The organism is Aeromonas sp. 600724 (assembly GCF_049175135.1).
Lineage (GTDB): Bacteria > Pseudomonadota > Gammaproteobacteria > Enterobacterales > Aeromonadaceae > Aeromonas > Aeromonas veronii_A.
In genome coordinates, this window is sequence record NZ_JAAKUM010000010.1 from 48,590 (window position 1) to 74,845 (window position 26,256).

The 26,256-nt window shown below is 56.1% G+C and carries 24 protein-coding genes; 11 read left to right on the forward strand and 13 right to left on the reverse strand.

The features are described 5' to 3' along the window. Positions 1-3: 3 nt before the first annotated feature. Positions 4-897, forward strand: a complete 894-nt coding sequence (locus tag G5168_RS10970) for a hypothetical protein (protein ID WP_227341424.1) — start codon at positions 4-6, stop codon at positions 895-897. Positions 898-936: 39 nt separating this feature from the next. Next, entirely contained in the window at positions 937-2,364 is a 1,428-nt protein-coding gene (locus G5168_RS10975) for an alkaline phosphatase D family protein (protein ID WP_227341425.1), read from the forward strand. A 302-nt stretch (positions 2,365-2,666) separates the two neighbouring features. Here G5168_RS10975 and rnr read toward each other — a convergent pair whose 3' ends face one another. Continuing rightward, complete coding sequence (gene rnr / locus G5168_RS10980; protein WP_100645064.1) at positions 2,667-5,054, reverse strand: ribonuclease R; 2,388 nt, start codon at positions 5,052-5,054, stop codon at positions 2,667-2,669. Positions 5,055-5,188: 134 nt separating this feature from the next. On the opposite strand from rnr, the gene G5168_RS10985 reads away from it, so the two are divergent. Next, positions 5,189-6,211, forward strand: a complete 1,023-nt coding sequence (locus G5168_RS10985; RefSeq protein WP_005343157.1) for a GGDEF domain-containing protein — start codon at positions 5,189-5,191, stop codon at positions 6,209-6,211. A gap of 130 nt (positions 6,212-6,341) precedes the next feature. On the opposite strand, the gene ompA is transcribed toward G5168_RS10985, so the two are convergent. After that, positions 6,342-7,379 carry a porin OmpA gene (gene ompA, locus G5168_RS10990; RefSeq protein WP_227341426.1) on the reverse strand — a complete coding sequence of 346 codons (1,038 nt, stop codon included), beginning with the start codon at positions 7,377-7,379 and terminating at the stop codon, positions 6,342-6,344. 265 nt (positions 7,380-7,644) lie between these two features. Continuing rightward, positions 7,645-8,682, reverse strand: coding sequence for an SGNH/GDSL hydrolase family protein (locus tag G5168_RS10995; protein WP_227341427.1), 1,038 nt, complete (start codon positions 8,680-8,682; stop codon positions 7,645-7,647). 254 nt (positions 8,683-8,936) lie between these two features. Between G5168_RS10995 and G5168_RS11000 the strand changes: the two genes are divergently transcribed. Beyond that, a complete protein-coding gene (locus G5168_RS11000; RefSeq protein WP_005335826.1) occupies positions 8,937-9,323 on the forward strand; it encodes a YgiW/YdeI family stress tolerance OB fold protein in 387 nt (128 codons plus the stop codon). Between the two features lie 85 nt (positions 9,324-9,408). Here the strand turns inward: G5168_RS11000 and mltC are convergent, their stop codons facing one another. The 3 genes from mltC to mutY form a co-directional block, all read right to left on the reverse strand. Beyond that, complete coding sequence (mltC, locus tag G5168_RS11005; protein WP_042052484.1) at positions 9,409-10,512, reverse strand: membrane-bound lytic murein transglycosylase MltC; 1,104 nt, start codon at positions 10,510-10,512, stop codon at positions 9,409-9,411. 117 nt (positions 10,513-10,629) lie between these two features. Further along, positions 10,630-10,902, reverse strand: coding sequence for an oxidative damage protection protein (locus tag G5168_RS11010; RefSeq protein ID WP_005335828.1), 273 nt, complete (start codon positions 10,900-10,902; stop codon positions 10,630-10,632). Between the two features lie 8 nt (positions 10,903-10,910). Beyond that, complete coding sequence (mutY, locus tag G5168_RS11015; RefSeq protein ID WP_100652745.1) at positions 10,911-11,963, reverse strand: A/G-specific adenine glycosylase; 1,053 nt, start codon at positions 11,961-11,963, stop codon at positions 10,911-10,913. Positions 11,964-12,200: 237 nt separating this feature from the next. Here mutY and G5168_RS11020 point away from each other — a divergent pair, with 237 nt between their 5' ends. After that, positions 12,201-13,439 (forward strand): multifunctional CCA addition/repair protein, encoded by a 1,239-nt coding sequence (locus tag G5168_RS11020; protein ID WP_216952086.1) that lies wholly within the window; start codon positions 12,201-12,203, stop codon positions 13,437-13,439. Positions 13,440-13,557: 118 nt separating this feature from the next. On the opposite strand, the gene G5168_RS11025 is transcribed toward G5168_RS11020, so the two are convergent. Together G5168_RS11025 and G5168_RS11030 are read right to left on the reverse strand one after the other, a co-directional pair. Then, positions 13,558-15,156, reverse strand: a complete 1,599-nt coding sequence (locus G5168_RS11025) for a BCCT family transporter (protein ID WP_005335834.1) — start codon at positions 15,154-15,156, stop codon at positions 13,558-13,560. 9 nt (positions 15,157-15,165) lie between these two features. Further along, positions 15,166-15,693, reverse strand: a complete 528-nt coding sequence (locus G5168_RS11030) for a hypothetical protein (protein ID WP_216954452.1) — start codon at positions 15,691-15,693, stop codon at positions 15,166-15,168. A 163-nt stretch (positions 15,694-15,856) separates the two neighbouring features. Here G5168_RS11030 and G5168_RS11035 point away from each other — a divergent pair, with 163 nt between their 5' ends. After that, entirely contained in the window at positions 15,857-16,336 is a 480-nt protein-coding gene (locus G5168_RS11035; RefSeq protein ID WP_216952087.1) for a MarR family winged helix-turn-helix transcriptional regulator, read from the forward strand. 71 nt (positions 16,337-16,407) lie between these two features. Here G5168_RS11035 and G5168_RS11040 read toward each other — a convergent pair whose 3' ends face one another. Continuing rightward, the gene (locus G5168_RS11040) at positions 16,408-16,989 is read right to left on the reverse strand and encodes a YjaG family protein (protein WP_216952088.1); all 582 of its coding nucleotides are present in this window, start codon (positions 16,987-16,989) and stop codon (positions 16,408-16,410) included. A gap of 162 nt (positions 16,990-17,151) precedes the next feature. Here G5168_RS11040 and G5168_RS11045 point away from each other — a divergent pair, with 162 nt between their 5' ends. Further along, complete coding sequence (locus G5168_RS11045) at positions 17,152-18,096, forward strand: D-2-hydroxyacid dehydrogenase (RefSeq protein ID WP_216952089.1); 945 nt, start codon at positions 17,152-17,154, stop codon at positions 18,094-18,096. 72 nt (positions 18,097-18,168) lie between these two features. Here the strand turns inward: G5168_RS11045 and mepM are convergent, their stop codons facing one another. Further along, complete coding sequence (mepM, locus tag G5168_RS11050) at positions 18,169-19,506, reverse strand: murein DD-endopeptidase MepM (protein WP_421252200.1); 1,338 nt, start codon at positions 19,504-19,506, stop codon at positions 18,169-18,171. Between the two features lie 259 nt (positions 19,507-19,765). On the opposite strand from mepM, the gene G5168_RS11055 reads away from it, so the two are divergent. Then, positions 19,766-21,064, forward strand: coding sequence for a LapD/MoxY N-terminal periplasmic domain-containing protein (locus G5168_RS11055; RefSeq protein WP_421252201.1), 1,299 nt, complete (start codon positions 19,766-19,768; stop codon positions 21,062-21,064). Then, complete coding sequence (locus G5168_RS11060; RefSeq protein WP_421206171.1) at positions 21,061-22,002, forward strand: TAXI family TRAP transporter solute-binding subunit; 942 nt, start codon at positions 21,061-21,063, stop codon at positions 22,000-22,002. The genes G5168_RS11055 and G5168_RS11060 overlap by 4 nt, the downstream gene beginning before the upstream one ends. Here the strand turns inward: G5168_RS11060 and G5168_RS11065 are convergent. Further along, positions 21,997-22,671, reverse strand: a complete 675-nt coding sequence (locus G5168_RS11065; RefSeq protein ID WP_042052461.1) for a transglutaminase-like cysteine peptidase — start codon at positions 22,669-22,671, stop codon at positions 21,997-21,999. The genes G5168_RS11060 and G5168_RS11065 overlap by 6 nt on opposite strands. Before the next feature lie 67 nt (positions 22,672-22,738). Then, complete coding sequence (gene znuA / locus G5168_RS11070) at positions 22,739-23,671, reverse strand: zinc ABC transporter substrate-binding protein ZnuA (protein WP_421252202.1); 933 nt, start codon at positions 23,669-23,671, stop codon at positions 22,739-22,741. Positions 23,672-23,764: 93 nt separating this feature from the next. Here znuA and znuC point away from each other — a divergent pair, with 93 nt between their 5' ends. Both znuC and znuB read left to right on the forward strand, forming a co-directional pair. Then, positions 23,765-24,541, forward strand: a complete 777-nt coding sequence (gene znuC, locus G5168_RS11075; RefSeq protein ID WP_421252203.1) for a zinc ABC transporter ATP-binding protein ZnuC — start codon at positions 23,765-23,767, stop codon at positions 24,539-24,541. A gap of 21 nt (positions 24,542-24,562) precedes the next feature. Next, on the forward strand, positions 24,563-25,342 hold the full coding sequence (gene znuB / locus G5168_RS11080) for a zinc ABC transporter permease subunit ZnuB (RefSeq protein ID WP_033115078.1): 780 nt from the start codon (positions 24,563-24,565) through the stop codon (positions 25,340-25,342). Positions 25,343-25,354: 12 nt separating this feature from the next. On the opposite strand, the gene G5168_RS11085 is transcribed toward znuB, so the two are convergent. Beyond that, positions 25,355-26,245, reverse strand: coding sequence for a LysR substrate-binding domain-containing protein (locus tag G5168_RS11085; protein ID WP_021231712.1), 891 nt, complete (start codon positions 26,243-26,245; stop codon positions 25,355-25,357). Positions 26,246-26,256 lie beyond the last annotated feature (11 nt).

Consider the following 26,256-nt stretch of genomic DNA (forward strand, 5'->3'; position numbering starts at 1 on the left):
AGCATGGGTTTTCTAGAGATATTTCTCACATCACTCGGCGGAACAGCAACGGCCGTTGCTATTCTTGGATACCTCGGCAAAGGACTTCTAGATAATCGGTTAAAAAAGGATCTTGAAGACCACAAACTACTAATTCAGGAAGCATCCTCAATAAAAGCTACAGTCAACAAATATTCAAGAGTTGTAATGATGTCGGCTGAAGATGCACAAGACAGGCTTTGGCACTTATGCGAACGTCAAGCAAAGTCAAAAAACAAAGTTCTTGAGGCGAAGGATGATTTAAAGCCAATGTACGGGGCCTGGCCAATGACCAAGCAACATTACCTCCTTGGAACAATGTATTTTATTTCGCGTTACTTATGCTGGGTAGAAATACTGAAAGAGAGAGTAAGGTTGCTTGAATTTAATGACGATGAGAAAACCAAGCTATTCTATTATCATCTTAAAAGAGTAGAACGTATGCTAGCTGAAACGTCGCTACAGGAATTTTCTGAAACTCAGATATCCACAGACAAGCCGGTTTTTCAATTAATGCAATCTGAAATTGGTCAATATTTGATGAAATCCGATGATGGAGAAATAGGCTGCATTGTGTTTCAAGAGTTCAAAAGAAAATATACTAGTATCAGAGATTCTTCCGACGCTGTTTCGCGGTTAGAAGAGTTGTTGTATGGCGCCATGTCAGATGCAAAAAGTAATTTTTGTCTGACAAGGCTGAAACTTTTAGGGAATGCCTTAATGGATTTTGTTGCATTTCTTCATGACCACAATCAATTGCGCGAAGCAGAGGGTTTAGTGAAAATCAGTGTACAAAACTTTAAAATGGACGCTTACCTAGAGAAGTGGCCAGTCACACCTAACAAGTCAATGCAGCTGACCGCCTTTGGCGGCGGCTGATTGAAGCGTTATATTTCTCTAGGAACTTGGAGATAAAAAATGAATTTAAATAACCCAAGGATTGGCCCCGTTTTGGGCTTAGTTAAAACATCAACTGCAAGAATTATGTGTGGAATTCAGGAGTGCAATAATATCGACAAGCCAAATTGCGGATGGATCAGGATTAGGAAAAGTGGTGGCAATTGGCAGAAAGCAATGCAGTTTAGATTCAATAAGAACTTTTACTATACAGGTGTTATCGAATTGACTGATCTAGAATCAAACACCAAGTATGAGTATCAAATGGCTTACGCTTCCGATTACTCAGAAGACGAAATAGGAGACCTAGATAATTGGGAAGAAGTTAAAACTCATAGCTTTCGCACCCAAAAATCTGAACAATTTAGATTTTGTTTCGGATCTTGTTTAAGAAACAATGATGATAGTCGTGTTGGAAAGGTTTTAAAAGCTGCTCACAAAATACACCAAGAAAATCCATTGGACATGATGCTTTGGCTGGGAGATCAAGTTTATAACGATAAGTTATTATGGGCCACACCAAACAACTCATCAAAAGACGACTTCACTAAACTATACGAAGATTTTTTTTGCAATGAGCATGTTAAAAATCTATTGCCCGTGGTACCAAACTACATGGTTATGGATGACCATGAAATAGAAGATGGCTTTAAACACGGAGCTGATGATTATGACGACTCAAGATTGCATTGGCTAAACAAAAATAAGGACCGACTTATAAACGGAATTAACGCTTTTTACTCTTATCAAGCATCTCATGGCCCCATATATGATACAGTGCCTAGTGATCAGGTAGGTGTTTCATTCGTAAAGGGACAGTCTAACAACCAAGTTCCCGTAAGGCATTATGCTAGCGTAGAGTTTGACGATGTAGGGCTATTTCTTATGGATACCAGAAAAGAGAGAGGGCATATAGGGTTAATTTCTTCAGAGCAAGAAGAAGAACTAAAAAGGTTTTTAGCTTCTGATTATCGAGTGAAATTGGTGGCAAGTTCTGTAACATTTTTGGCTGATAATCATTCAGAGTCAAGCAAGGCTGACAACTGGAAAAAAGCCCCCAACCAACGAGAGCGAATATTGAATTACATTATAAGCAAAGACATTAAAAACGTCATTTTCTTGTCAGGGGATATTCATTCGCATTTTTCAGCAAGTCTAAAATATCAAGATCAAAGCACAACGATACATCAACTTGTGTCTGGGTCTTTATTCTGGCCGACAAGCTTTTTAATGAATAGTATTAGATGGTTCGAGAGCGATGTAAGATTTGATAAATCCATACATGGTGCATCTGGCTTTTCACTTACCAAACCAATTTCAGAAACCGATTGTAAGTTCTATGCAAATAATGCAGTTGGGTATGTTGAAATTCTCGAAAAATCATTAATTTTTAAAGTGTTTAGGGAAAATGGAGATGTGGTAATTGAGACACAATTGCCTCTACAATAAGAGGCTAAGAATATAACAAGTCAAAGTAAGAAAAATAGGAAACCCACCTTTCTGAGCGCCGCGTAGCAGCCAATAGCGTGGCCATCGCGCAGGGAGTATGCCCCTCGCCATAGGCACGGGGCCGATCTCCACCGAAGGGCTGAGCCCCTCCCTTTTCGCTGACCATAAAAAATCCGAACCCCGGTAACAGGGTTCGGATTTTTTTCATCTCAGGAGTATCGGGCACTGGTGAAGATAACCCGAGGCATCAGCCCGTTACAGCCTAGCCCCAAGTCGCCGGCCACAGGCCATTGCCGAAGGGCTTACCCCTTGGCCTTATCGCGCGCTTTTTTGCTCGGTCGTCTGTTGCTCGGTTTGGCGCGGCCACCCTTGTCGGATTTGCCGTGATCCTTGCCCTCTTTACGTTTTTCGTGGCGCTGGGCGCTCTTGGCCTTCTCTTTCTTGATCTCGGCCTGCTTGCGCGCCATCTCTTTGGCGTTCTTGCCGGTGGCCTTGAGCGGCTCTTCCACCATCACGAAGTCGATCTTGCGATCGTCCAGGTTCACGCCCATCACCTTGACGCGCACCTTGTCGCCCAGACGGTAGCGACGGCGGAAGTTCTCGCCAATCAGCTGCATGTGCAGGGGATCAAACTGGTAGTAGTCGTTGGTGAGGGTGCTGACGTGCACCAGACCGTCGATATGGATCTCAGCCAAACGGACGAAGAAGCCAAAGCCGGTGACGCTGGCGATAACGCCGTCAAACTCGTCACCCACGTGATCCAGCATGTACTCGCACTTGAGCCAGTCGGCCACGTCGCGGGTCGCATCGTCGGCACGGCGCTCGGTCATGGAGCAGTGCTCGCCCATCGGGTCCACTTCTTCCAGCTGGTAGTGGTAACCACCGCTCGGGGTCCACTTGTGGCGCAGGTTGCCCTGCTGCTCCTTGGCAGTCTGGTACTTGATCGCGCGGTGCAGGATGAGGTCGGGGTAGCGACGGATCGGCGAGGTGAAGTGCGCATAGGACTTCAACGCCAGACCGAAGTGACCGATGTTGTCGGCCTGATAGATGGCCTGACGCATGGAGCGCAGCAGCATGGTGGAGAGCAGCTCCGCATCCGGGCGCCCCTCAAACTTGGCAGCCAGCTCGGCAAAGTCTTTCGGCTCGGGCTCGAGTCCGCCCTTGAGCTCCAGACCCAGTTCGGCCAGAAAATCGCGGAAACCGGTCAGACGCTCTTCGCCCGGACGGTCGTGCACCCGGAACAGGGCAAAGGCTTCGTTCTTCTCGATGTAACGGGCAGCAGCCACGTTCGCCTGGATCATGCACTCTTCGATGATCTTGTGGGCATCGTTGCGCACCAGCGGCACGATGCGGTCGATCTTGCGCTGGGCGTTGAAGATGAAGCGAGTCTCCTCGCTCTCGAACTCCACCGCACCGCGCTGATGACGGGCATGCTTGAGCGCCTTGTAGAGGTTGTTCAGCTCCTCGATATGGCCCACCAGCGGATCATACTGCTGGCGCAGCTTGGGATCGCCATCGAGGATCGCGGCAACCTTGGTGTAGGTCAGACGGGCGTGAGAATTCATTACCGCTTCGTAGAACTTGTAGCCGGACATGCGGCCAGCGGCGGAGATGGTCATCTCGCACACCATGCAGAGGCGGTCAACTTGCGGGTTCAGGGAACACAAGCCGTTGGAGAGCACCTCAGGCAACATGGGCACCACGAACTCGGGGAAGTAGACGGAGTTGCCACGCTGATACGCTTCGGCATCCAGCGCCGTGCCGGGCTTAACGTAAGCGGAGACGTCAGCAATGGCAACCCACAGACGCCAGCCACCACCGCGTTTGGCTTCACAGAAGACGGCGTCATCGAAGTCGCGGGCATCTTCGCCGTCGATGGTCACCAGCGGCAGGGCGCGCAGGTCGATGCGGCCCTCTTTGGCTTTCTCCGGCACCTGCTCGCCGAGACCGGCAACCTCTTTGGTCACCTCCTCCGGCCAGGTGTGCGGAATGCCGTGGGTACGCAGGGCAATTTCGATCTCCATGCCCGGCGCCATGTTCTCGCCCAGCACTTCCAGTACGGTGCCGACGGCATTGATACGGGAGGTGGCGCGCTGGTTGATGCGCACAACCACGACCTGGCTCTGACGAGCCCCTTTGTTTTCCCCTTCCGGGATGATGATGTCCTGGCCGATACGGCTGTCATCCGGCACCACGAAACCAACGCCATTCTCGACGAAGTAACGGCCGACAATGTCTGCCTCACGGGACTTGAGCAGGCGCACCAGACGCGCTTCCTGACGACCCTTGCGGTCGATCTCGGTCGGCTGCACCAGCACGTAATCGCCATGCATCAGGCGTTGCATCTCTCGGTTGTTCAGATACAGATCCGGACCACCACCTTCCGGACGCAGAAAACCGAAGCCATCCTTGTGGCCGATTACATAACCTTTGACCAGATTCAGGCGATCCGGCAGGGCATAACATTGGTTGCGAGTGAATACCAGTTGTCCATCACGCTCCATGGCGCGCAGACGACGACGCAAGGCTTCCAACGGCTCTTCATCTTTCAGCTTGAGGACCTTGGCCAACTCTTCACGGGACATGGGCTTTTCATGGCCCTTGATGAGTTCCAGGATCAACTCGCGACTGGCGATGGGGTTATCGTATTTTTCGGCCTCGCGTTCGAGGAAAGGATCTTTTTGAGACATAAGCAGGCCTTAGGGTAGGTGGTAACGGTGCCATTATATCGGAGGGGGGGGCGAATGGCATCCATCGGCTGCCTTTTGGCCAATCTCTCTGTCATACTATCTTCAGTTCGCTGGCATGATGAGACACAGAACTCATGAGTAAGGACACATTTGCCCAATCCGCCGCCTATCTCAAACAGGCAGTTCCCCTGATGATCAAGTACCAAATCCCCACGACGCCGGACAACTACCACCTGTGGTACAACTATGTCTCGGCCAGCATGCCCGAACTCAACCAGGCGATCGATCAAGCCATCAAACTGCAGGGAACCTGCTCGCTCACTACCTGCGAGCGCCTCTATCACCAATATCTGGCTGCGCAGGACGAACAGCAGATGGAGGCGATGAAGCTCAACCTTGCAGCCATGGCCAACGAGCTCGGCCACTCCATGCAGGATGCCATCTCCGATACCGGTATGTTTCAGGAGATGCTCGACAAGAGCTTCGACAAGTTAAGTAAGATCGACGATGAGGGGCTGAGCCTGGAAGATACCATGGGCATCTTGCGAGACTTGGTGCGCGAATCGCGGGATGTACGCATGTCCACCATGCACTTTCGCAGCCAGCTCAGCAATGCCGAGAAGGAGATCAAGGAGCTGCGTGCCGCGCTCAACGAAACCCGCAAACTGGCCAACGAGGATGCACTCACCAACCTGCTCAACCGCCGCGCCTTCGATCTGGAGCTGGAGGGGTTGATCCGCAGTCAGCACCCCTTTTCACTGATCCTCGCCGATATCGATCGGTTCAAAAATTTCAACGACGAGTACGGTCACCTGCTCGGCGATCAGGTGCTGCGTGCCTTCAGCAAACGGCTGCGCGATGCCTGCAAGGAGGGGGTCACCGCCTATCGGCTGGGTGGGGAAGAGTTTGCCATGCTGGTTCCCCATCGCTCGCTGGCACTGGCTAGGCAAATGGCAGAGAGCATGCGCCGTTCCATAGAGCGGATGTCGATTCTGGATCGCAAATCTGGCCGCCGCATCGACCACATCACCGCCTCGTTTGGCGTGGGCGAGTTCAACGGTCAGGAGAGTGCAGACTGTCTGGTCGAACGTACCGACAAGCTGCTCTACAAGGCCAAGGAGCTGGGGCGCAACCGGGTGATGCCGCTCCCTTCCTGATTTGTCCTCTGTCCGACCGCAATGCCAATGTAAAAAGCCAGTCAGCTCAACTGACTGGCTTTTTGGCCTCTCTTGCTCCAACAGGGGCTGTTAATTCCAGCCCCTGTGGAGAGCTGCTCAGTGTGAAAGATTACTCCTGCACCTCGCTGACACCTTCGACTTTCACATCAACACGGCGATCCGGAGCCAGGCAGACGATCAGCTCACGCTTGGACTTGCTGACGCAGCTGTCGCCGGTAACCGGTGAGGATTTACCACGCCCTTCCACATTGATCTTGGCGGCCGGGATCCCTTTACCAACCAGATAGTTGGCGACGGTCTGGGCACGCTGCTCAGAGAGTTTCTGGTTGTAGGCATCGGAACCGATACGGTCGGTGTGACCAATTACGGTTGCCACGCCATCTTTGGGTCGAGCCTCTTCAATCTGGCTGTAGAGGCTATCCAGAGCCTGACTGGCCTCTGGCTTGAGGGTCGCCTTGTTGAAGTCAAACAGCACATCAGAGCTCAGGGTGAACTGCTTCTCGACCATCACAGGCTCGGGAGCCGGGGCTGGTGCCGGAGCGGGTGCCACGGGGGCAACCTGACCAAAGCGATAAACCGCTGCCAACGACAGCAAGCCGTTATCCATTCTCAGGCCGGTATCATCACGGCTGCCATACGGGGTGGTGTACTGGTACTCTAGGCGAGCAGCCCAGTCGAGGTTAAACGCATACTCGGCACCCAGAGCACCGACCATGACAAAGCGGCTGTCATCCTTGTAGAGATCGCTCTTGGTATCAGCCCAGCCATAACCGCCACCGACACGACCATACAGATCCAGATTATCGGTAACCGGGAAACCCAGTTTCAGGGTCAGTTGGGCCAGCTGTGCTTTCACTTCATCACTGAAAGCGCCTGCCGCCGTAGTCGCATCGTATTTGTAATTGCCCAGGTAGTCGTAACCCAGCTCCAGCCCCAGATTTTTGTTGATCTGATAGCCGCCGAACACACCCGCACCCAGGGCATCGTTGGTCTCATTGCCAAGCGTCAGGGCATTGCTTTCATCAATGCCGTAGAAGTTGGACCAACCCAGTTTGGCACCACCATACCAGGTGTTGTCCTGACCGGCCGCCTGGGCATTGGCCGCCAGCAAGCCGGTAACCAGCAAGGTAATCAATGATTTTTTCATATCTGAGCCTCTGCAACTTTGTGTAGGAGGAGGTTGATTGATATCAACTCGTCTTCTAGGCGCAATCGCCCAAAAGCGATCACTGCAGATAAACGTTAGCCTATTTTCAAGTCACTGATATCAATTAACAAAAAACACTCTAACGCAACCACGTTACAAAAACAGCAACAAACGTTTGTTATTTGAACTGAATGTGACGCAAAAAGACGCACAGATGAGGGCTGAAAGGGAAAAAAGGCCAGCAACATGCTGGCCCGAAGCGATATCAGTGACGAACAAACTCGTAGTGCTGATCGATAAAGTCAGCAACACGCTGGCTCAGTACCTTGTGCACCGTCCTGGTCGGATGCACCTGATCCCAGAACATATGCTCATCGCAGTTTAGAGTCGCTGCTCGCCCTTTTGCCTGCCCGCTCACCACCGCCTGCGCCAGGATCGGGTTACCGGCAATAGCCACTCTTTCGGAGAAACTTAAAGCCGGGGTCGCAGCCACCTCGGCGGCGCTGCCGGAGAATGGCTTCCACATATAGCCACCACCGTAGCAGGAGTGCTCAGTGTCACTCAGACCAAACTGCTGGGGATCGCGCATCATCTCGTCAAACTGCTTGTCCACTTCGAACAACTTCACGATGCCAAGGGGAGCCAGCTCTCGAGTGAGATTCTGCAACTTCTGGTTGTGGTAGCTGGCCACATGGCGCACCTTCTCCACCACCTTCATGCTGCGGGCTGACGGGGTCTGCCCCAGATCAGGAATGTTGAACAGCAGGATCTGCTGCGCACCGTTGAGCACCAACCGGTTGGATGCCAGACGGATGGTATCGATCACCCGATCCGCATCCCGCTCGGTGTTCCAGCCATAGGCCAGATAGTCGTTGGCTCCGACCCAGATCACCACCAGATCATCGGGACGGAACTTGTCCTTTTTCAGGAACTGATCGATCTCGTAATCGAGGTTGTTGATCACCTGATATTTGGGATCCCAGGACCAGAAACCGAGCCAGCCGTTCAGGGCGCCCAGATGGTTATAGGCCACCGCCGTTGCACCGCCTTCCGCCTCGTTGGCCACGACCAGACCGGGGAAGCGCTCGTCACCCAACTGCTCCAGCCACACCGGGCCGTTGCTGAAACGCCCGTTGAAGTAAGGTGGGCTGGAGGGGAGATACCCCCGCATCTTCTTGTACATCTTGCCGGTGTCGGAGAGGCTGTCACCAAACATCACGACCCGGGAAAAAGGTTGACGTCCCTCTGCCGCTTGCGCGGTCAATGCCATTAACCCCAATAAACAAACAAGCCATTTTTTCATATTGTTATGCTCTTCGATTAAGCAGGTGAGACCTGCGGACTTCTCCTCGAGTGGCGACAGGCATGGGAAGAGTCTGCTGCCACTGACTTCTGGTGAAGGCGACAGATTACAGTTCCAGATGAAATCACACATGTTCCGCCACCGATGAAATCGCTTGCGCTCACAAAACAGACAATCACACCAGCCTATTTCTTTCACGCTTGTTTCACGCCCCCCCCGGCACAATGCCCTCATACCAACGACAGGAGTATGAAATGAACAAGGCAAGCGCAAGCGTAATCGGACTGTTGACCCTGATGTCTGTCTCCTCTTTTGCCATGGCGGCCTATACCGGCCCGCAGGAGCAGAACAAGGTTTCCGTTGCTCAACTGAAAGATCTGGCCGATGACAGCTGGGCCACCTTGGAAGGGAAACTGGTCAAGCACCTGGGCGGCGAGAACTATCTGTTCCGCGATGCCAGCGGTGAAGTGGAGGTCGAAGTGGATCAGGATGTGTGGCGTGGCACCGAAGTGGGCCCGGATGATCAGATCCGCATCCGTGGTGAAGTGGACCACAGCTGGAACAAGACCGAAGTGGAAGTGAAAACCCTGGAGAAAGTGGGCGCGGCCCCGCAGACCAAGGGCGGCTTTATCGCCAAATAAGGCCACTTCAACGACGAACTGGCCAGACGTTAAAAGGGCGCTTGATATCAAGCGCCCTTTTGCATGGTTAACCCAGCATCACCGCTTAACCGGCCCGACTGGCAAAGGCTCTCTTGAACCCCTTCTCGGCCTGATTGACCTTGTAGAGGTAACGGCGCGCCTCCTCTTTGGGATGCTGCTCGGTCAACACCTGATAGACCGCCTCGGGGGAGAGCCGGTTGATCCGACCCGGCGCCGCCTTGCGATCGCTGGAGAAGGTATTGAGTACCCCGCCAGCACCACCGTTATAGGCGGAGATCACCGCATAGCGACGGGAGCGCGGATCCTCGATATCCGCCAGATAGACGGTCTGCAACAGGTGCAGATAAGCGGTACCGACATCGATGTTGTAGGCCGGGTTGAACAGCTCCTCCCGGGTCGGCTGGCCGTTCTTGCCCTTGACCCGAACATAGACGTCACGACCGGCGGTAGCCGGGATCACCTGCATCAGGCCATAAGCGTTGGCATGGCTCACCGCATAGGGGTTGAAGCTGCTCTCGGTCTTGATCACCGCATAGATCAGGCTCTCCGGCACGCCGTATTTGCGCGACGCTTCCCGGATGATCCCCGCATACTTGTAGCCCCGTCGATCTTCATGGTTGGCCACCATGGGAATATCGACGAAGAAGATGGTGCGAATCCCCAAAGTGCGCTTCTTCATCGCAGTGTTGAGCAGGTAATCGGCATAACGCTCGGCGCGCCAGGAGGCGCGGATTGGCTGGCGCTGATTGTCCAGCACCTGACCGTAGAGGAAGGGCTCGCCACCAGTCAGAATTTCCCGGTCGGAGTAAAGATCCACTTCGGCCGGATCGTCCGGCGTCAGCAGGGTCTCGATGATGGCGCGACGCAGGTGAGCGCGGGGATCGATGCCCGAGACCGTCTCCACCATGATGTGACCGCTGGAGAAGTCGATGTGGGCCCGGCTCTTGTACTGATCCGTGTATTTGACGTAGTCAAACTTGCCCGCAAACAGCGCCTCCCGCCCCCATATCTCGTTCACGTTATGGGAGAGCGCGCTGATCATGTGTTCAAAACCGCGGATGTCCTTGCCGTTGACCAGATCGTCATCCTCACTCCCGCTGGGCTTGGGGGAGGATGAGCAGGCAGAGAGAAACAGCAGGGTGCACAGCAGCCAAAAAATTCGGCCCATAGGATCCTCAAACCGGGCAGCAGAGCTGCCCATCATTCATTTGCTGCGACTTCAGGAGCGGTCACGCCAGTGTGGCGCCATTCCCGCACCTGTTCACACGTACAACAGCCGGAGAGCTTACTGGGCAGGCGGGGTGTAACCTTCGATCTGCACTTCACCTGCATCAAACAGGTAGCTGACCATCTCTTTTTCCAGCAGTTGGCGATGCTCAAGATTCATCATGTTGAGCTTTTTCTCGTTGATCAGCATCACCTGCTTCTTCTGCCACTCGGCCCAGGCTTCCTTGCTGATGTTGTCAAAAATCCGCTTGCCGAGCTCACCGGGATAGAGTTGGAAATCCAGACCCGGGCCCTCTTTTTTCAGGCGTTGGCAAAATACAGTACGGCTCATGTTGACCTCTATGGTTGTAACTCTGGATAGGCGAGCAGGCGGGCCGTGGCGGCCGCCAGCCCCACCTCGGCAGGATGGCGTAAGTTATACCAGAGTCGGTTATCTGCTTCCATGAGCCGCAGCGGCTGCGCCTCATCAATGTCAATCAGCAGCGGCTGAATATCGAGATGGAAGTGGCTGAAGGTATGGCGAAAACCGGCCAGTTCACGATAACCGTGATGGCTCAGGCCAAGGGACGCCAGCAGACCATCCACCTCCGCCAGCGAGGCCACCTGCGGGAAGCAGTAGAGCCCGCCCCAGATCCCCTGTGGCGGCCGCTTCTCCAGCAATAACTCGTCACCATGGCGGATCAACAACATGACGCCATCGCGGGCCGGAATGCTCTTTTTCGGCTTGCTGTTGGGATAAGCGGTAGGCTTGCCTTGCGACAGCCCCTGGCAATCGGCCCGCACCGGACAGCGATCACAGGCAGGCTTGCTGCGGGTGCAGATAGTGGCCCCGATATCCATCATTGCCTGATTGTATTGCGCCACCCCCAGCTTGGGGGTCAGCCGGATGGCGATCTCCCACAGCTCGTTCTCCACCTGTTTTTGGCCGGGCCAGCCCGGCAGCGCCAGCCAGCGGGTGAGTACACGCTTCACATTGCCATCAAGGATGGCGTGGGGCTGACCCAGAGAGAGCGACAGCACGGCCCCGGCGGTTGAGCGACCAATGCCCGGCAGCGCCATCACCTCGTCAAAGCGCTCGGGAAAGAGACCATGGTGGTGATCGCGGATCTGCTGGGCCGCCTTGTGCAGGTTGCGGGCCCGGGCGTAGTAGCCAAGCCCGGTCCAGTGGTGCAGCACCTCGTCGACAGGGGCATCGGCCAGCGCCACTACATCGGGGAAGCGCGCCATAAAACGCTGGTAATAGGGGATGACTGTGGCGACCTGAGTCTGCTGCAGCATGATCTCCGAGACCCAGACCCGGTAAGGGGTCTTCTCCTGCTGCCAGGGCAGGGTTTTGCGGCCATGAAGCTCGTACCACTCCAGAACCCGGCTTGCGAAGGTTGATTGATTCACGTTGTTCTCATGTCGTTGATATATGGGGAACTCTGCGGTTCCTTCGGCTCATCTGGCCTGCGCGGGCATAAAGTCATCCCGCAGCACAGCGCCAGCTGTCTGGTGCGGCAGCGTAAGGCCTCGTCACGCCCAAGTCAAAGCCGCGCTGACTGACGCTGCGGGCAGGTGGTGGCCAGGCAGCAAAGCGGTAACAAAGACGATATACTCGGCCCCACGATTGATGACGGGAGAGATGGTTTGCAGACTTATCTGGTTGGGGGCGCAGTGAGGGATCGCCTGCTGGGATTACCGCAGGGCGACAGGGATCATCTGGTGGTCGGCGCCACCGTGGAGCAGATGCTGGCGCTGGGTTTTACCCAGGTCGGTCGCGACTTTCCGGTGTTTCTTCACCCCAAAACCCAGCAGGAATATGCCCTCGCCCGTACCGAGCGCAAACAGGGTCAGGGCTACACCGGCTTTGTCTGCCACGCCGCCCCCGATGTGACGCTCGAGCAGGATCTGCTGCGCCGGGATCTCACCATCAACGCCATCGCCGAAGATGATCAGGGCCAGCTTCACGATCCCTACGGTGGCATCGAGGATTTGGAAAAACGGCTGCTGCGCCACGTCTCCCCCGCCTTTGCCGAAGATCCGTTGCGCATCCTGCGGGTTGCCCGCTTCGCCGCCCGCTTCCACGCTCAGGGCTTTACCATAGCGCCGGAAACTCTCGCCCTGATGAGCGAGATGACGGCCGCTGGCGAGCTAACCCACCTCACGCCGGAGCGAGTCTGGAAGGAGCTAGAGAAGGTGCTGCTGGGGCCAACCCCGCAGATCTTTATCGAGGTGCTGCGCCAGTGCGGCGCCCTAAAGGCGCTCTTCCCCGAAATCGACGCTCTGTTCGGCGTCCCCGCCCCGGCCAAGTGGCATCCGGAGATCGATACCGGCATCCACACCCTGATGGTGCTGGAGCAGGCGTGCCGGATCTCCCCCGAGCTGACAGTCCGCTTTGCCGCCCTCTGCCACGACCTTGGCAAGGGAGTGACCCCCAAGGAGTTCTGGCCCAGCCATCACGGTCACGGCCAGAAAGGGCTGCCGCTTATTCGCGCCCTGTGCGAGCGGTTCCGGGTACCCAATGAGTGCCGGGATCTGGCGCTGCTGGTGAGCGATCTGCACACCCACATCCATATTGCCTTTGAGCTCAAGCCCGCCACCCTGCTCAAAGTGTTCGACAAGGCTGATGCCTGGCGTCGCCCCGAGCGCTTTGCCCAGTTGCTGGATGCCTGCCGCGCCGACTTCCACGGCCGCACCGGTTTCGAGGAGCGGGTCTACGCCGAGCCGGACTATGTGGCCGAAGCGCTGGCTGCCGCCCAGGCAGTGCCGGTGAAAGAGATAGTGGCGGCCGGTTACAAGGGAGAAGAGATCAAGGAGCAGCTCGCCAAAAAGCGCACTGATGCCATTAGCCGCATCAAGGATGAGTGGACCTTTATCGAGGAGTAACCTCGGCCCCATAACAGACGGCCGCCCTGATGATGAGCTCCGCAAGGAGAGCATCGCCAGGGCGGCCGTTTTGCATCCAAGTTTATATGTAAGGGGGCGCTAACCCCTGCTGGTGCCGTTATGCAGGACCAATTCGCTCCATCAGGCTCATATGGGATGAGCCATCGTGGCGCTTGAGATTCTGGCGATACTCGAACTGGCGCTGGCTCTCCTGCTTGAGCCCCAGCATCAGCGAATAGCACATCGCCAGCATGATCACCGAGAAGGGCAGCGCCGCTATGATGCTGGCCGCCTGCAAGGCTGCCAGGCCGCCAGAGACCAGCAGGATAGCAGCAACCAGCCCCTGCCCCAGACCCCATACGGCGCGGTGCAGTACCGGCGGCTCCTGATCACCGATGGAGAGCAGAGTGGTGATGACCAGCGTGCCCGAGTCACTGGAGGTGATGAAGTAGGTGCAGATGAGCAGGGTCAGCACGGCCTTGGCGATCCAGCCGAAGGTATCCCAGTGCAGCAGTTCGACCGTCTTGTAGAGCGCCAGCGTCACATCCTGATTGACCGCAGCGACCACGCCGCCACCGCCAAACAGCTCCAGATTCATCGCCGTACCGCCAAACACGGTGAGCCAGAACATGCCGAGCAGCGAGGGTACCAGCAACACACCGAGCACAAACTCGCGGATAGTACGCCCCTTGGAAATACGGGCGATAAACATGCCGACAAACGGCGCCCAGGCAATCCACCAGCCCCAGTAAAACGCCGTCCAGCTCGACTGCCAGGCCGAGGTGCCGTTGGCCTCGGTGTTGGTCCAGAAGCTCAGTTTGACGATGTTCTGCAGGTAATCACCGATGTTCTGTACATAGGCGTTGAGGATATAGGTGGTCGGCCCCAGCACCAGAAAGAGTGCGAGTACGAAGACGCTCAGCCAGATATTGAGCTCGGAGAGGATCTTCACCCCGCGCCCGACCCCGGAAACCGCCGAGAGGGTGGCGATCAGGCTGATACCGCCAATCAGCCAAAGCTGGTTGGACTGCGACACTGCCATACCGAACATCTGGTTGAGGCCGGTATTCATCTGGGAGACCCCCAGACCGAGGGAGGTTGCCACCCCGAACACGGTGCCGAACACCGCCAGCACATCGGCCGCATGGCCCCAGAAGCCGTAGATGCGCTCACCGAGAATGGGGTAAAGCACGGAGCGAATAGCCAGCGGCAACTTGCGGCGATAACTGAAAAAAGCCAGCGACAAGCCAACGATCACATAGATGGCCCAGGGGTGCAGGCCCCAATGGAAAAAGGTGAGGCGCATGGCGATCTGGGCCGCTTCCGGGGTCATCCCTTCGGTAATGAACGGATTGCCCTGCAGATGGTTCATCGGCTCGGCGATGCTCCAGAACACCAGACCGATCCCCATGCCCGCGCTAAAGAGCATGGAGAACCAAGCGAAGTAGCCGAACTCCGGTACCTGGTCGTCGTCACCCAGCCGGATGCTGCCAAAACGGCTGAACATCAGGTAGACAGCGAAGAACAGGAACAGGGCGACCACCAGAATGTAGTACCACTTGAACCCGGCAATAATCTGATCCTTGGCACCGACAAACCAGGCGGCTGCGGTATCGGGAACAAAAACGCCAAACAGTAAAAACAGGGTGATCACGGTGAGGGCCGTCATGGCCATGGTGGGGTTGAGGCCTTTCAATAGCCCTTTGCTTGCTCGCATCCAGCCTCCTTAGTCGTTGTTGAAAAAGTCTTCGCCCACATGATCACCGGCCCCGCCGATGGCGCGATAGACCAGTTTGCCGGCTGCCTGTTCGCGGTGATCCACCAGCGAAACCGAGGGCTGGCCGTTCACGGCGTGACGCTTGCCGAGGAAGATGGCCATGGGGACACCCTGATTGGAGACACCGCTGGTGATCCAGAGGCGGTTGAAGTCGTAAGAGCCGCCGATGAACTCCAGCTGGGCCAGGCCGGTATCGAGGCCGGTCAGATAGAAGTTCATGGCGCTTTCGTCAGGAAAGAGGTGCACCAGCACATAGGCGTAGCGTAATTCATTCACCAACTCCTTTAGGTTGAAAGTACCTGTCTCACTGCAAGAGAGGGGTAACTCACCATCATAGTGGTGTACCTTGAGGTTGTTGGGGTCTTCATCATAGGCAGGCTGATAACGCACAAAAGCCGAGGTGTCCGGCAGTTCATAGCGCACTCTAACCACACGTAACTCGGCCACCAGAGACTTGATATCCAGCTCGTCATTCATCATCTCGCTCCTCAAATGTCAGGGTGAATTCCGTGAAATGCCCGACAACCTAACACAAAATTGATTAGAGCAAAAACCATTACAACAAAAACAATATTGACCTTGTAACGAATTAGGCGGAAAATTTTGCGCCTCTCCATAGCCCTCAAATGACGCACACCCCATGGAAAAACATGATGAAGTACTGGTCGCCCTGCGCCAGATTATTCGTGCCATCGACATGCACTCCAGGCGCTTGATCAAAGAAGCCGGGCTCACTTCCCCGCAACTATTGCTGCTAAAAGGGATCGACGAGCTGGGACAGATCTCCATGCGTCAGCTGGCCGATCACACCAACATGAGCCAGGCCACCGCCACTACCATCATGGACCGATTGGAGAGCCGTCAACTGGTGCAGCGCGTTCGCAGCAATACCGACAAGCGCAAGGTTCACGCGACACTGACTGACGCAGGCCGCGCCCTGCTGGCCCAGGCCCCGACCCCGCTGCAAGAGCGCTTCATCCAGCGTTTTCAGGCGCTGGAAGCGTGGGAACAGACCCTGCTGCTCTCCTCCCTGCAACGCATCTCCACCATGATGAATGCAGACGAAATCGACGCTGCCCCGGTGCTGAGCGTCAGACCCCTGACCGAAGAGCAAGCTTAAACAGCCACAGAATGACAGACATAAAAAAAGCTCCCGACCGGGAGCTTTTGTCTATCAGGCACCGGAGATAATTACTCTTCCAGGCTGATACCGATATTGGAGACGCCATCCTGAGAGGCGAATGCTCTGATAGCCAGGATACGATCGCTGTCGCGCTCATGGGCAACCCGCTTGAGCAACTCGACCTGAAACTCCAGCTCGGCCTCCATGTACTCGTGCTCGTAGAGCTCCTCTTCTGTCAGATCCCGCTCCTCCAGCAGCTCGATAAAACCGGCCACAGTGCCAACGGAGGCATGGCTGGCATCGTTGGCCTCTTCGCCAACCCGGCAGATCACCGAGTTGTAGGCGCAGCCCAGTGCCACACAGGCATCCAGCGCCGGATAGGCGCCGTAGGATTCAAACTTGCGGGGATCCGGAATATGGGCTTCTAACTCTTCGAGAATGGCTCCCAGATTGACACGTGAGCCCTTGACGGTCAGATAGTTCCACATCTGATCCAGCGCGTGCCGGAAGGCATCTGCATTGCCAAAACCGGAAGCCTGGCTGAACAGGGCATAGTTGGGGTACATGCGCTCTGCCAGCGCCAGGGTGTAGACGGTCTGTTGCCAAGGCTGTAGCTCGGCCAGTCGCTTATAAAACTTGTCACCAAACACTGGAGTCGGATCCTTTGCAAAATGTGGGGCAGATTGTAGCCCACGAGGGGCGTGGCGAAAACGAAAAAGCGCCCTGGTCGGCTATGTTGCGCTGGCAACTCGGGTAAGATGGGACGAGAGCGGCATCTTGTCGCGCCGCAAATTCTGATAAGGAACAAGAGTATGAGCCAACGTACCCTTCTTTTGCTCAGCCAGGATAATGCTCACTACGAACGTCTGCTCAAGGCGGCCAACCTCCCTCATCTGCGCATTCTGCGGGCCGACAACCCGAGCGATGCCGAACAACTTATCGGCGAGGCCCATATTCTGCTGGCAGAGCCAGCCCGCGCCAAGCCACTGCTGCCCAAAGCCAACAAGCTGAGCTGGTTCCAGTCCACCTATGCCGGGGTCGACGTGCTGCTCGATCCGGACAGTCGTCGCAACTATCAGCTCACCAACGTGCGCGGCATCTTCGGCCCGCTGATGAGCGAGTATGTCTTTGGTCATCTGCTCAGTCTGACACGCCAACTTCCTCTCTATCGGGAACAACAAAGACAACGACTCTGGCAGAGTCACCCCTATCAGGGGCTCAAAGGGAAAACCATGCTGATCCTGGGTACCGGCAGCATTGGCCAGCATATCGCCCACACCGGCAAACATTTTTGTATGAAGGTGCTGGGCATCAGCCGCAGTGGTCGGGAACGTGCCGGGTTTGACCAGGTTTATCAACTGCCTGCGCTCAACAAGATGCTGGCGCAGGCCGATGTCATCGTCAGCGTGCTGCCTGCCACCCGCGATACCCGTCATCTCTTCAATGCCGCGCGCTTCGAACACTGCAAACCGGGCGCCATCCTGTTCAACGTCGGTCGTGGCAGCGCTGTACACTCGGGTGACCTGCTCACAGCGCTGCGTACCGGCAAGCTGGCAATGGCGGTGCTGGATGTATTCGAGCAGGAGCCGCTGCCCGCCGACAGTCCACTGTGGGGACAACCCAACCTAATCGTCACCCCCCACAACAGCGCCTACAGCTTTCCAGAGGATGTGGCCCAGATATTTGTACGCAACTACATTCGCTTTATCGATGGCCAGCCACTGGATGGCAAGATTGACTTCGACAAGGGTTACTGACCAACACTGCTCATGCAAAAAAGCCCCGCCAGTCTGGCGGGGCCTTTTCATTTCAGCTAGTGGCTACAGCGATTAACCGGCGGCCAGCTCCTTGCGGTAGCTCTTCACCTTGGCCAGGAACTGGCGACGCTCCTTGCCACTGAGCGGTTCAGCCATCGGCAGCTTGGCGGTCATGGCATTAACCGGACGGTTGTTGATCCGCAGCTCGTAATGCAAGTGAGCACCAGTCGAGCGACCGGTATTGCCGGAGAGGCCGATCTTGTCGCCCATCTTCACCCGCTGACCGGTTTTGACCAGCAACTTGCTCAGGTGCAGATAACGGGTAGAGAGGGTTCGACCGTGCTTGATGACGATATAGGTACCCGCCAGCGGGTGGCTGGTCGCCTTCTGGACCACACCGTCACCCGTGGCCAGTACCGGGGTACCCACCGGAACGGCAAAGTCGGTCCCCTCGTGGGGACGGATAGCACCAGTCACAGGATGCTTGCGCGCGGGGTTGAAGTTTGAGCTGATCCGGTAACGACTGTGGGTCGGATAACGGCGGAAACCACGCTCCAGGCTGTTGCCCTGACCATCGTAATAGTTGCCATCATCGGAGAGCCAGGCCGACACCGTCTTGCCCTGACTGATCATTTCCACACCCAGCAGCTGGCTGTTACCGGTGCTCTTGCCCTCGACTGTCTCCTGGCGTACCAACACCTTGAATTTATCGCCCTTTTTCAGATCCTGGGCAAAGTTCATCCGCCACTGGAACAGGTTGGCAATCTTCTGGATATGATTGGCAGGAATGCCAGCATTGCGGGCACTGACATAGAAACTGCCGTTGATCACGCCACTGTAACGCTGCGGCTGCCACTCGACCTTCTCGTTGATCATGGAGGCAGTATAAGCATCGTCACTGCGCGCCATCACCAGCGTCTGCTTGATGTTCAGGCGGATTTTGAGTTGCTGCAGGATGTTGTCCTGATCGATCAGCAGCTCGATATTCTGGCCCGGCTTGAGGCGCGCCAGATAGTTCTTGTTGTCCGCGTCCAGCACCTTGTAGAGGGTGGTGGTGGAGAGACCGAGATTGTTAAAAATGGCGGTCAGGTTCTCACCATTACGCACTCGGTAATCCTGCCACTGCGGTGCGGTATCAACAGGGATATCGTCCTCTGCCGCACTCTGATCAACCAGTTCGTGGTCTGGGATTTCGTTAAAATCGGTGTTGTTTTCGTTGGTTGCCGTACCGGCGGTATCAATGGGCAACTCAAGGCGAAGAGGCCGCTCCAGGATATCCCCCGGCGCTGGCAGCAATGCCACTGCTGACAAGGTCATGGCCGTCAGCATCAGCATGGCGTAAAAATGTTTGCGGGGAACCGGTGGTTCCCAATTGGCAGCCTGTGCTACCAAGGGACGGAGACGTTTCATCCGCTATCCTGTATTTAGATCCAAGAGAGAGTATTGCGATGTCAGTTGTGACAAAACCGTATAAAACTGTTTTTTGGACAAAACAAATTACAAATAGTTCATCACAATCTGCATGAACCTCACATTTTATGCATAACACGCCCTGATGGGCAGAAATGATCGCCTTTTTTAACTATTTTTTCCTATTTTTAAGAGCCGGGTCGGACTCGATTCGGCATTAAAAATTCAAATGTTGCGATAATTTTTCCATGGAGTGGATATGACGTTATCAAAACTGTTGCGCTGGATAATCCTTGTACTGTTCCTGATTGGTGCAGTTATGTTGTTCGTTCTTGAAGTCTCCACAGTCCGCCAGTCAATCCTTGATCAGATGTCGGCCAATCTGGAGACCGCCATCACAGCCCTTGGACTGGTACTGCAAGGCACCCTGCTCAATGATGATCAGGTGCTGGCCGAAACCATCGTCAATGCCATGTTCGATGGCGGTTTCGTCAGCTCGGTCATGCTGGTGGATCCGGATGGTCAGGTGCTGTTTCAGAAGGTATTCCACTCTACCCAGCAGAATGTTCCCGGCTGGCTTCCCTCGGTTATCGGCATGCCCCCCGTCAAGATTGAGCAAGAGTTGACCGATGGCTGGCGCATGCTGGGCACTCTGACCCTTGAGGGACATAGCGGCTACGCCTATCAGCATCTGTGGAATGCCATCAGTCGCACCGGCATAGCCCTACTGGCGGGGCTCGTCGTATTTACCCTAGTCATCTCTCTGGTGTGCAAGCGCCTGCTGCAACCACTGGAGCAGATCAATGTGCAGCTGATCCGGCTGCGCAAACACCAGTTCAACAGCACCCTGCCCACCCCTTGGTTGCAAGACCTTAAAGAGGTGGCACTTTCCATCAACCAACTGGTCTCCGAACGCAAGCGGGATCTGCTGCAACAACGGCTCAAGATCACCCAACTGGGAAAACAGCTTGCCCCAACCATGCCACAGCCACTGCAAGGGCTAAGCCCGCTGCCAGAAGGCGGGCAACTGCAAAAATTTGTCTCCACACAAGGGGAAATCGCCCTCTATCAGCGTTTCTTGCCCAGTCAGCCCCTCGGAGCCGACAGCGATCTCGCGACCATCCATAGCACCCTGGAGTTATGGCAGCGCTCCCATATAGAGGGGATCTTGCTACCCCTCTCCCTGCTCAATCATCCGCAATGGTCAGAAATCGCCCCTCTGCTAAGCCAAGGCCGCGGCAAAACACTGGATTGGCGCTGGGATGTGGCCACATTCCCTGCCCATGGCCAAGTCACATTGGCTGCGTTGCAGGAAAAGGGGTGTGAGCTCGCCTTCAGCGCCATTCCCCTCAATGCGGATACCTTCAATCAACTTGACCCGCTCAATCCCATCTTTATCAGCTGTCAGCTGACCGATGAACCGCTCTACTGGAATCTGCTCTCCCAGACCATGCATGCCGCCGGTTATACCCTGCTGGCAGAATCGGGAGAGTGTCGCGACATCGACAAACTGCGGACCTGGGGTATCGATGGTTATGCCAAGGAGACGCAATCATGAAGAAGCTCGCCATGCTGTTGCCCCTGCTGTGGCAACCCTGCCTGATGGCTGAAACCGTCACTATAACCACCGGGGGTGAGCAGGGGATTTATCACCAGATAACCAAAGAATTTTGCCGTCTGGCTCATGAGGTCGACGAGCAACTTGCGTGCAAGCTGCAGAGCTCATCGGGTTCAATAGAAAACCTGAAGCGACTGAAGAGTGGCGAGTCCTCCTACGCCATGGTGCAGTCAGACTGGCTGTATCAGGCAAGCAAGGGCTTGGGCCCTTTTGCCACGCAGCCGCAACCTGAGCTGCGCGCACTATTTGCCACCCATGCAGAGCCCTTCACCATAGTGATACGTGCCGATGGAGATATCACGTCACTGGAACAGCTCAAGCTCGCCCCCATCGATATGGGGTTGAAGAACTCGGGTACCCGCCAGACGGCGCTGGCCCTGTTCAACATCTTGGGAGCGAAAGAACAGGATCTCGATCTGAAGAGCATGGCCAACCTGCCGGATGCGCTCTGTAGCAAGCAGATCGATGCATTTGCACTGGTGATGGGACACCCTAACCGGATTGTGCTCGACACCGCCAAACGTTGCGCGGTCACTTTCCTCCCCATCGATGGGGCCACCCGGGATCAGCTACTCAAGGGTGTCAAATATTACCAACGCAGTCAGGTGCCTGCCCGCATCTACCCCGGCAATCTGAAGGCGACGCCCACCTTTGCTATTGCCGCCACCCTGGTTACCAATGCCACCATGCCGGAAGAGTCTGTCTATCGCCTGACCAAGGCCATGCTGACCCAGCAAACCAAATTCAATGAGCAAACTTATGGCTACGCCAATATGTTTCACCGGGCACGCAATAAAACCGGCCCTGTGCTGAGCATTGAACAGCATCCGGGCGCGGCGAAATATTTCGATGAGTTGAAGGCGGCGGGCAAGCTATAGCTGACGACGAGGAGAGCGCAGTTGCTCGCTGGAGAAACGGGTCTTCATCGATGTCCACTGCGCCAGCCGATCGGCACTCCCCGCCAGCGTCCCTTCCCGCCGTGACTTCATGATCCAGATGCTTTTGGCATCGAAACTGTAAACGGGAATGAGATCGGTACGCTTGCTACCCGGCAGGATCCGGCTGTTGATGTTGTCGAGCACCAGTGGATCAGCCTTGGGTGTCGGGAAGTAGAGCGTCACCATGTGGAACTGGTTGTAACGCACCGCCTTGACGTAGGCCAACCGCAGCTTCTTCTCATCCACCCCCAGCTCCATCAGGGTGTAGTACTTGGAGATGCTGTAATCCTCGCAATCCCCACCCCGGGCACCGATGAACTCCAGCGGATTGGCCCAGTAATCCTCATCTCCCCACAGCTTGGGGTCTTCACTGTAGGTGAGATTGTTGAAGTAGTTGTTCACCAGCTCGATCTTCTGCTGATCCGTGGTTCCCGCTCTGGGAGTGAGCAGACGAGAGAATGCCTCGGCCCGCTGGATGGCGCGGCCACCGTACACCTCCTGCAGTTTGGCCCGCAGATCGGGGCTGGCAATATATTCGGAAAGGCGCGAAGCCTGCACACTGGCGCAACATAGCGCCAGTGTGCAGGCCGGGATCAACAACCATTTCATACCGGACACTCCATGTCAGATGCTGGAGGTCAGTATAGTCCGTCCGGATGAGAGACTCAGCCGCTAATCAGCGACATTGGGCAAATGCGTCTGCCAGTTGTTGCATGAATTGGGGATAACCATCCGGGCCGAGCGGCACCTGTTCACCCACCTCATCAAGCAACAGCACCTTGGCGCCAGTATTGCGTGCCACCGATTCGATCACTGCCGGTGAAAATTGCGGCTCGGCATAAATGCAGCTCGCCTGCTTCTCTTCCAGTGCCTTGCGGATATCCACCAGGGTCTTGGCGCCCGGGCGACGCTCAGGGCTCACGGTAAAGTGACCTTTTGAACTCATGCCGTAATGGCGCTCCCAGTAGCCATACGCCTCGTGGAAGACAAAGTACCCCTTCTCATTCACCGCCTTCATCTGGCCGGCAATCACCTTGTCCTTGGCATCCACCTTGGTATCAAATGCCGCGAGGTTGGCGTCATAGCGAGCCTGATTGGTCGGATCCAGCTTGCCCAATTCACTTGCGATCGCCTTGGCAATTACCTTGGCCTGCGTCGGGCCAAGCCAGATGTGGGGATCGACCCCTTCGTGATGATGCCCCTCATGCCCTTCATCATGGTCACCGTGCTCGTGGGCGGCATGATCGTGATCATCATGGTCATGGGAGTCATGACTATCCTGAGTCGCGTAGTTGAACAGCGGCATTCCCTCAACCTGAGTCAGGGCCAAAGCATGGGGATGATTGGCCAGCGGCTTGGCCATAAAACCTTCCAGCTCGGGGCCAACCCACACCACCAGCCCAGCACTGTTGATGTTGCGAATATCGGAAGGGCGCAGGGAGAAATCGTGGGGAGAGGCACCGGTCGGCAGCAATACCTTGGGCTCGCTCACCCCGTCAGTGATCGCCGCAGCGATGAAGCCAAGGGGCTTGATGGTGGTCAGAACCTCAATGGCACGAACAGGCAAACTCACCGCCAGCAGGGCAGTGAAAAGCACAATAATTCTCATTGGTGAATCTCGTCAGGGGGTGAGTATGTGATAATATAACAGCCGCTTTTTGTTATATTATAACTCTCACTGGCTGTAAACCCCGGAGTTGTCATGAACCAACTGGTAGAGCTGAAAGAGGTCTCTCTCTCGTTTGATGGACGCTCTGTGCTCGACAAGGTCTCCTTTACCCTCAATAAAGGCAAAATCACCACGCTCGTCGGCCCCAACGGGGCGGGCAAGAGCACCCTGAGCAAGCTGGTGCTGGGCCTGCTCACGCCGGATTCGGGCAAGATCACCCGCAGCCGCGATCTGAGAGTCGGCTATGTACCACAGCGCCTCTATCTGGATCCCACCCTGCCGCTGACAGTGCGACGCTTCCTGCAACTGGGCAAAAATAGCCGCCTCTCCATCGAGGAGGCACTGACCCGGGTGGGCGCAGAGGGATTGCTGGAAAACCGGATGCAAAAACTCTCCGGCGGCGAGATGCAGCGCGTGCTGCTGGCCCGCGCCCTGCTGGTCAAGCCCGAGCTGCTGGTGCTGGACGAACCGGTGCAAGGGGTTGATATCACCGGCCAGATTGAACTCTATGCCCTCATCGGTCAGCTCGCCGCCGAGTTCAATTGCGCCGTGCTGATGGTATCCCACGACCTGCACCTGGTGATGGCTAGCACCCACGAGGTGATCTGCCTCAATCGCCACGTCTGCTGTCATGGCGAGCCGGAAAGCGTGGCGCGCCACCCCGAATTTGCCCGTCTGTTCGGGCGACCGGAGCAGGAGGTGCTGGCGGTCTATACCCATCATCACCACTGCGATGGCGAACACCATCATCATGAACCGCAGGCTCCCGTCATCCGCCTGCCTTCTCGCAACAACACTCACAGCAAATAGCGCAAGCAACAGGACATTCAAGTGGACAGCTTTCTGTTATACGCCCTCGCGGCCGGTCTCGGCATCGCCCTGCTGGCCGGTCCCCTCGGCAGCTTCGTGGTATGGCGCAAGATGGCCTATTTTGGCGACACCCTCTCCCATGCCTGTCTGTTCGGTATCGCGCTGGGCATCCTGCTGCAGGTCGATCTCACTCTGGCGGTAGTGGTCTGCTGCCTCGCCATGGCGATGCTATTGGTGATCATGAGTCGCAACCAGCAGGTCGCGACCGATACCCTGCTCGGCATTCTGGCCCACAGCGCCCTGTCCCTCGGTCTGGTTACCTTGAGTTTTATGGATAACGTGCGGGTGGATCTGATGGCCTACCTGTTCGGCGACCTGCTCTCGGTACAACCGATGGATCTGCTCTGGATCTACGGCGGTGGCGCGCTGGTACTGCTCACCCTGTGGCGACTGTGGGATCCCCTGCTCTCCATGACCATCTCGGAAGAGCTGGCACGGGTAGAGGGGATCCGGGTCGATGTGCTGCGCTGCGTATTGATGCTGCTGATCGGGCTGGTGATCGCCGTAGCGATGAAGTTTGTCGGGGCGCTGATCATCACCTCCCTGCTGATCATTCCCGCCGCCACCGCCCGCCGCTTCAGCCAGACGCCGGAGCAGATGGCTGGCTTTGCCGCGCTGATTGGCTGTCTCGCCGTCCTGGGGGGGCTGACCCTCTCCTGGTATCAGGACACCCCGGCAGGCCCTTCGGTCGTCGTCTGCGCCACCAGCCTGTTTGTGCTGAGCCAGTTCAAGAAAGCCTGATAACCCGAGCAATTACAACGGCATACTCTGGCGTGTCTCCATCATTAGCCACTGGCGCAACCGGCTGATAGCGGGCTCATGGGCCCGCGAGCGCTTGCAGGTAAAGTAGAAGGCATCCCCCGTCTCCAGCTGGTGTACCGGCAAGGCCACCAGCTGGGGATCATCGGGCCGCAGCATGTAGTCATTCACGAACGCAACCCCCTGATCCCAGGCCGCCGCCTCCATCGCCAGCAGCACATGGCTGAAATGGTGCATCCGCGCCTCGTCCGGGATCACCAGCCCGCCCGCCTTGGCCCAGCGCTGCCAATCCTCGCCCCGCGCCTTGTAAATGGACTGCACCGAGAGCAGCGGCAGCTGCCAGATGGCCTCGGGCCACTCCCCGCTGATCTGCTGCAACAGGCGGCGACTGCAGACCGGAAAGAGCCGCTCCTGATAGATAAGATCGTGGCAGTAGCCCCGCCCGTTGGGTGAGACTGTGATAAAGCAGTCTGCCACCCGATCAGATAGCTCGGGATCCTCCGCCACCATCTCCAGACTCAAATCAAGCTCGGGGTAGAGCTGGCGCAATCCGGCCAATCGCGGGATTAGCCACTTCACCGCAAACGAGCTGTAGACCGCGAGCCGGACTCGCATCTCGCCGCCCCCGCGCAACTGTTCACTGCTCTGGGCAATCTGGCTGAGCCCAGCGGCAATTCCCTCGAAATAACTCTCCCCCTGGGTTGTCAGCGAGAGCAGCCGCCCCTGACGCAGCAGCAAGCGCTCACCCAGAAAATCCTCCAGCAGGCGGATCTGGTGGCTGACCGCACTCTGACTGACGTTCAATTCAAGGGCGGCACGGGAGAAGCTGAGCAGCCGGGCCACTACCTCGAAATATTGCACCGCACGCAGAGGAGGAAGCTTCATTATCTAAATAT

Bases quoted from the DNA above. Each gene is read 5' to 3' on its own strand.
- mepM (WP_421252200.1), bottom strand. From the start codon at position 19,506: ATGAAACGTCTCCGTCCCTTGGTAGCACAGGCTGCCAATTGGGAACCA.
- rnr (WP_100645064.1), bottom strand. From the start codon at position 5,054: ATGTCTCAAAAAGATCCTTTCCTCGAACGCGAGGCCGAAAAATACGAT.
- G5168_RS10985 (WP_005343157.1), top strand. From the start codon at position 5,189: ATGAGTAAGGACACATTTGCCCAATCCGCCGCCTATCTCAAACAGGCA.
- G5168_RS11010 (WP_005335828.1), bottom strand. From the start codon at position 10,902: ATGAGCCGTACTGTATTTTGCCAACGCCTGAAAAAAGAGGGCCCGGGT.
- G5168_RS11025 (WP_005335834.1), bottom strand. From the start codon at position 15,156: ATGCGAGCAAGCAAAGGGCTATTGAAAGGCCTCAACCCCACCATGGCC.
- G5168_RS10970 (WP_227341424.1), top strand. From the start codon at position 4: ATGGGTTTTCTAGAGATATTTCTCACATCACTCGGCGGAACAGCAACG.
- G5168_RS11030 (WP_216954452.1), bottom strand. From the start codon at position 15,693: ATGAATGACGAGCTGGATATCAAGTCTCTGGTGGCCGAGTTACGTGTG.
- G5168_RS10995 (WP_227341427.1), bottom strand. From the start codon at position 8,682: ATGAAAAAATGGCTTGTTTGTTTATTGGGGTTAATGGCATTGACCGCG.
- G5168_RS11035 (WP_216952087.1), top strand. From the start codon at position 15,857: ATGGAAAAACATGATGAAGTACTGGTCGCCCTGCGCCAGATTATTCGT.
- G5168_RS11085 (WP_021231712.1), bottom strand. From the start codon at position 26,245: ATGAAGCTTCCTCCTCTGCGTGCGGTGCAATATTTCGAGGTAGTGGCC.
- G5168_RS11045 (WP_216952089.1), top strand. From the start codon at position 17,152: ATGAGCCAACGTACCCTTCTTTTGCTCAGCCAGGATAATGCTCACTAC.
- G5168_RS11000 (WP_005335826.1), top strand. From the start codon at position 8,937: ATGAACAAGGCAAGCGCAAGCGTAATCGGACTGTTGACCCTGATGTCT.
- G5168_RS11065 (WP_042052461.1), bottom strand. From the start codon at position 22,671: ATGAAATGGTTGTTGATCCCGGCCTGCACACTGGCGCTATGTTGCGCC.
- G5168_RS11060 (WP_421206171.1), top strand. From the start codon at position 21,061: ATGAAGAAGCTCGCCATGCTGTTGCCCCTGCTGTGGCAACCCTGCCTG.
- G5168_RS10975 (WP_227341425.1), top strand. From the start codon at position 937: ATGAATTTAAATAACCCAAGGATTGGCCCCGTTTTGGGCTTAGTTAAA.
- znuC (WP_421252203.1), top strand. From the start codon at position 23,765: ATGAACCAACTGGTAGAGCTGAAAGAGGTCTCTCTCTCGTTTGATGGA.
- ompA (WP_227341426.1), bottom strand. From the start codon at position 7,379: ATGAAAAAATCATTGATTACCTTGCTGGTTACCGGCTTGCTGGCGGCC.
- mltC (WP_042052484.1), bottom strand. From the start codon at position 10,512: ATGGGCCGAATTTTTTGGCTGCTGTGCACCCTGCTGTTTCTCTCTGCC.
- G5168_RS11055 (WP_421252201.1), top strand. From the start codon at position 19,766: ATGACGTTATCAAAACTGTTGCGCTGGATAATCCTTGTACTGTTCCTG.
- znuA (WP_421252202.1), bottom strand. From the start codon at position 23,671: ATGAGAATTATTGTGCTTTTCACTGCCCTGCTGGCGGTGAGTTTGCCT.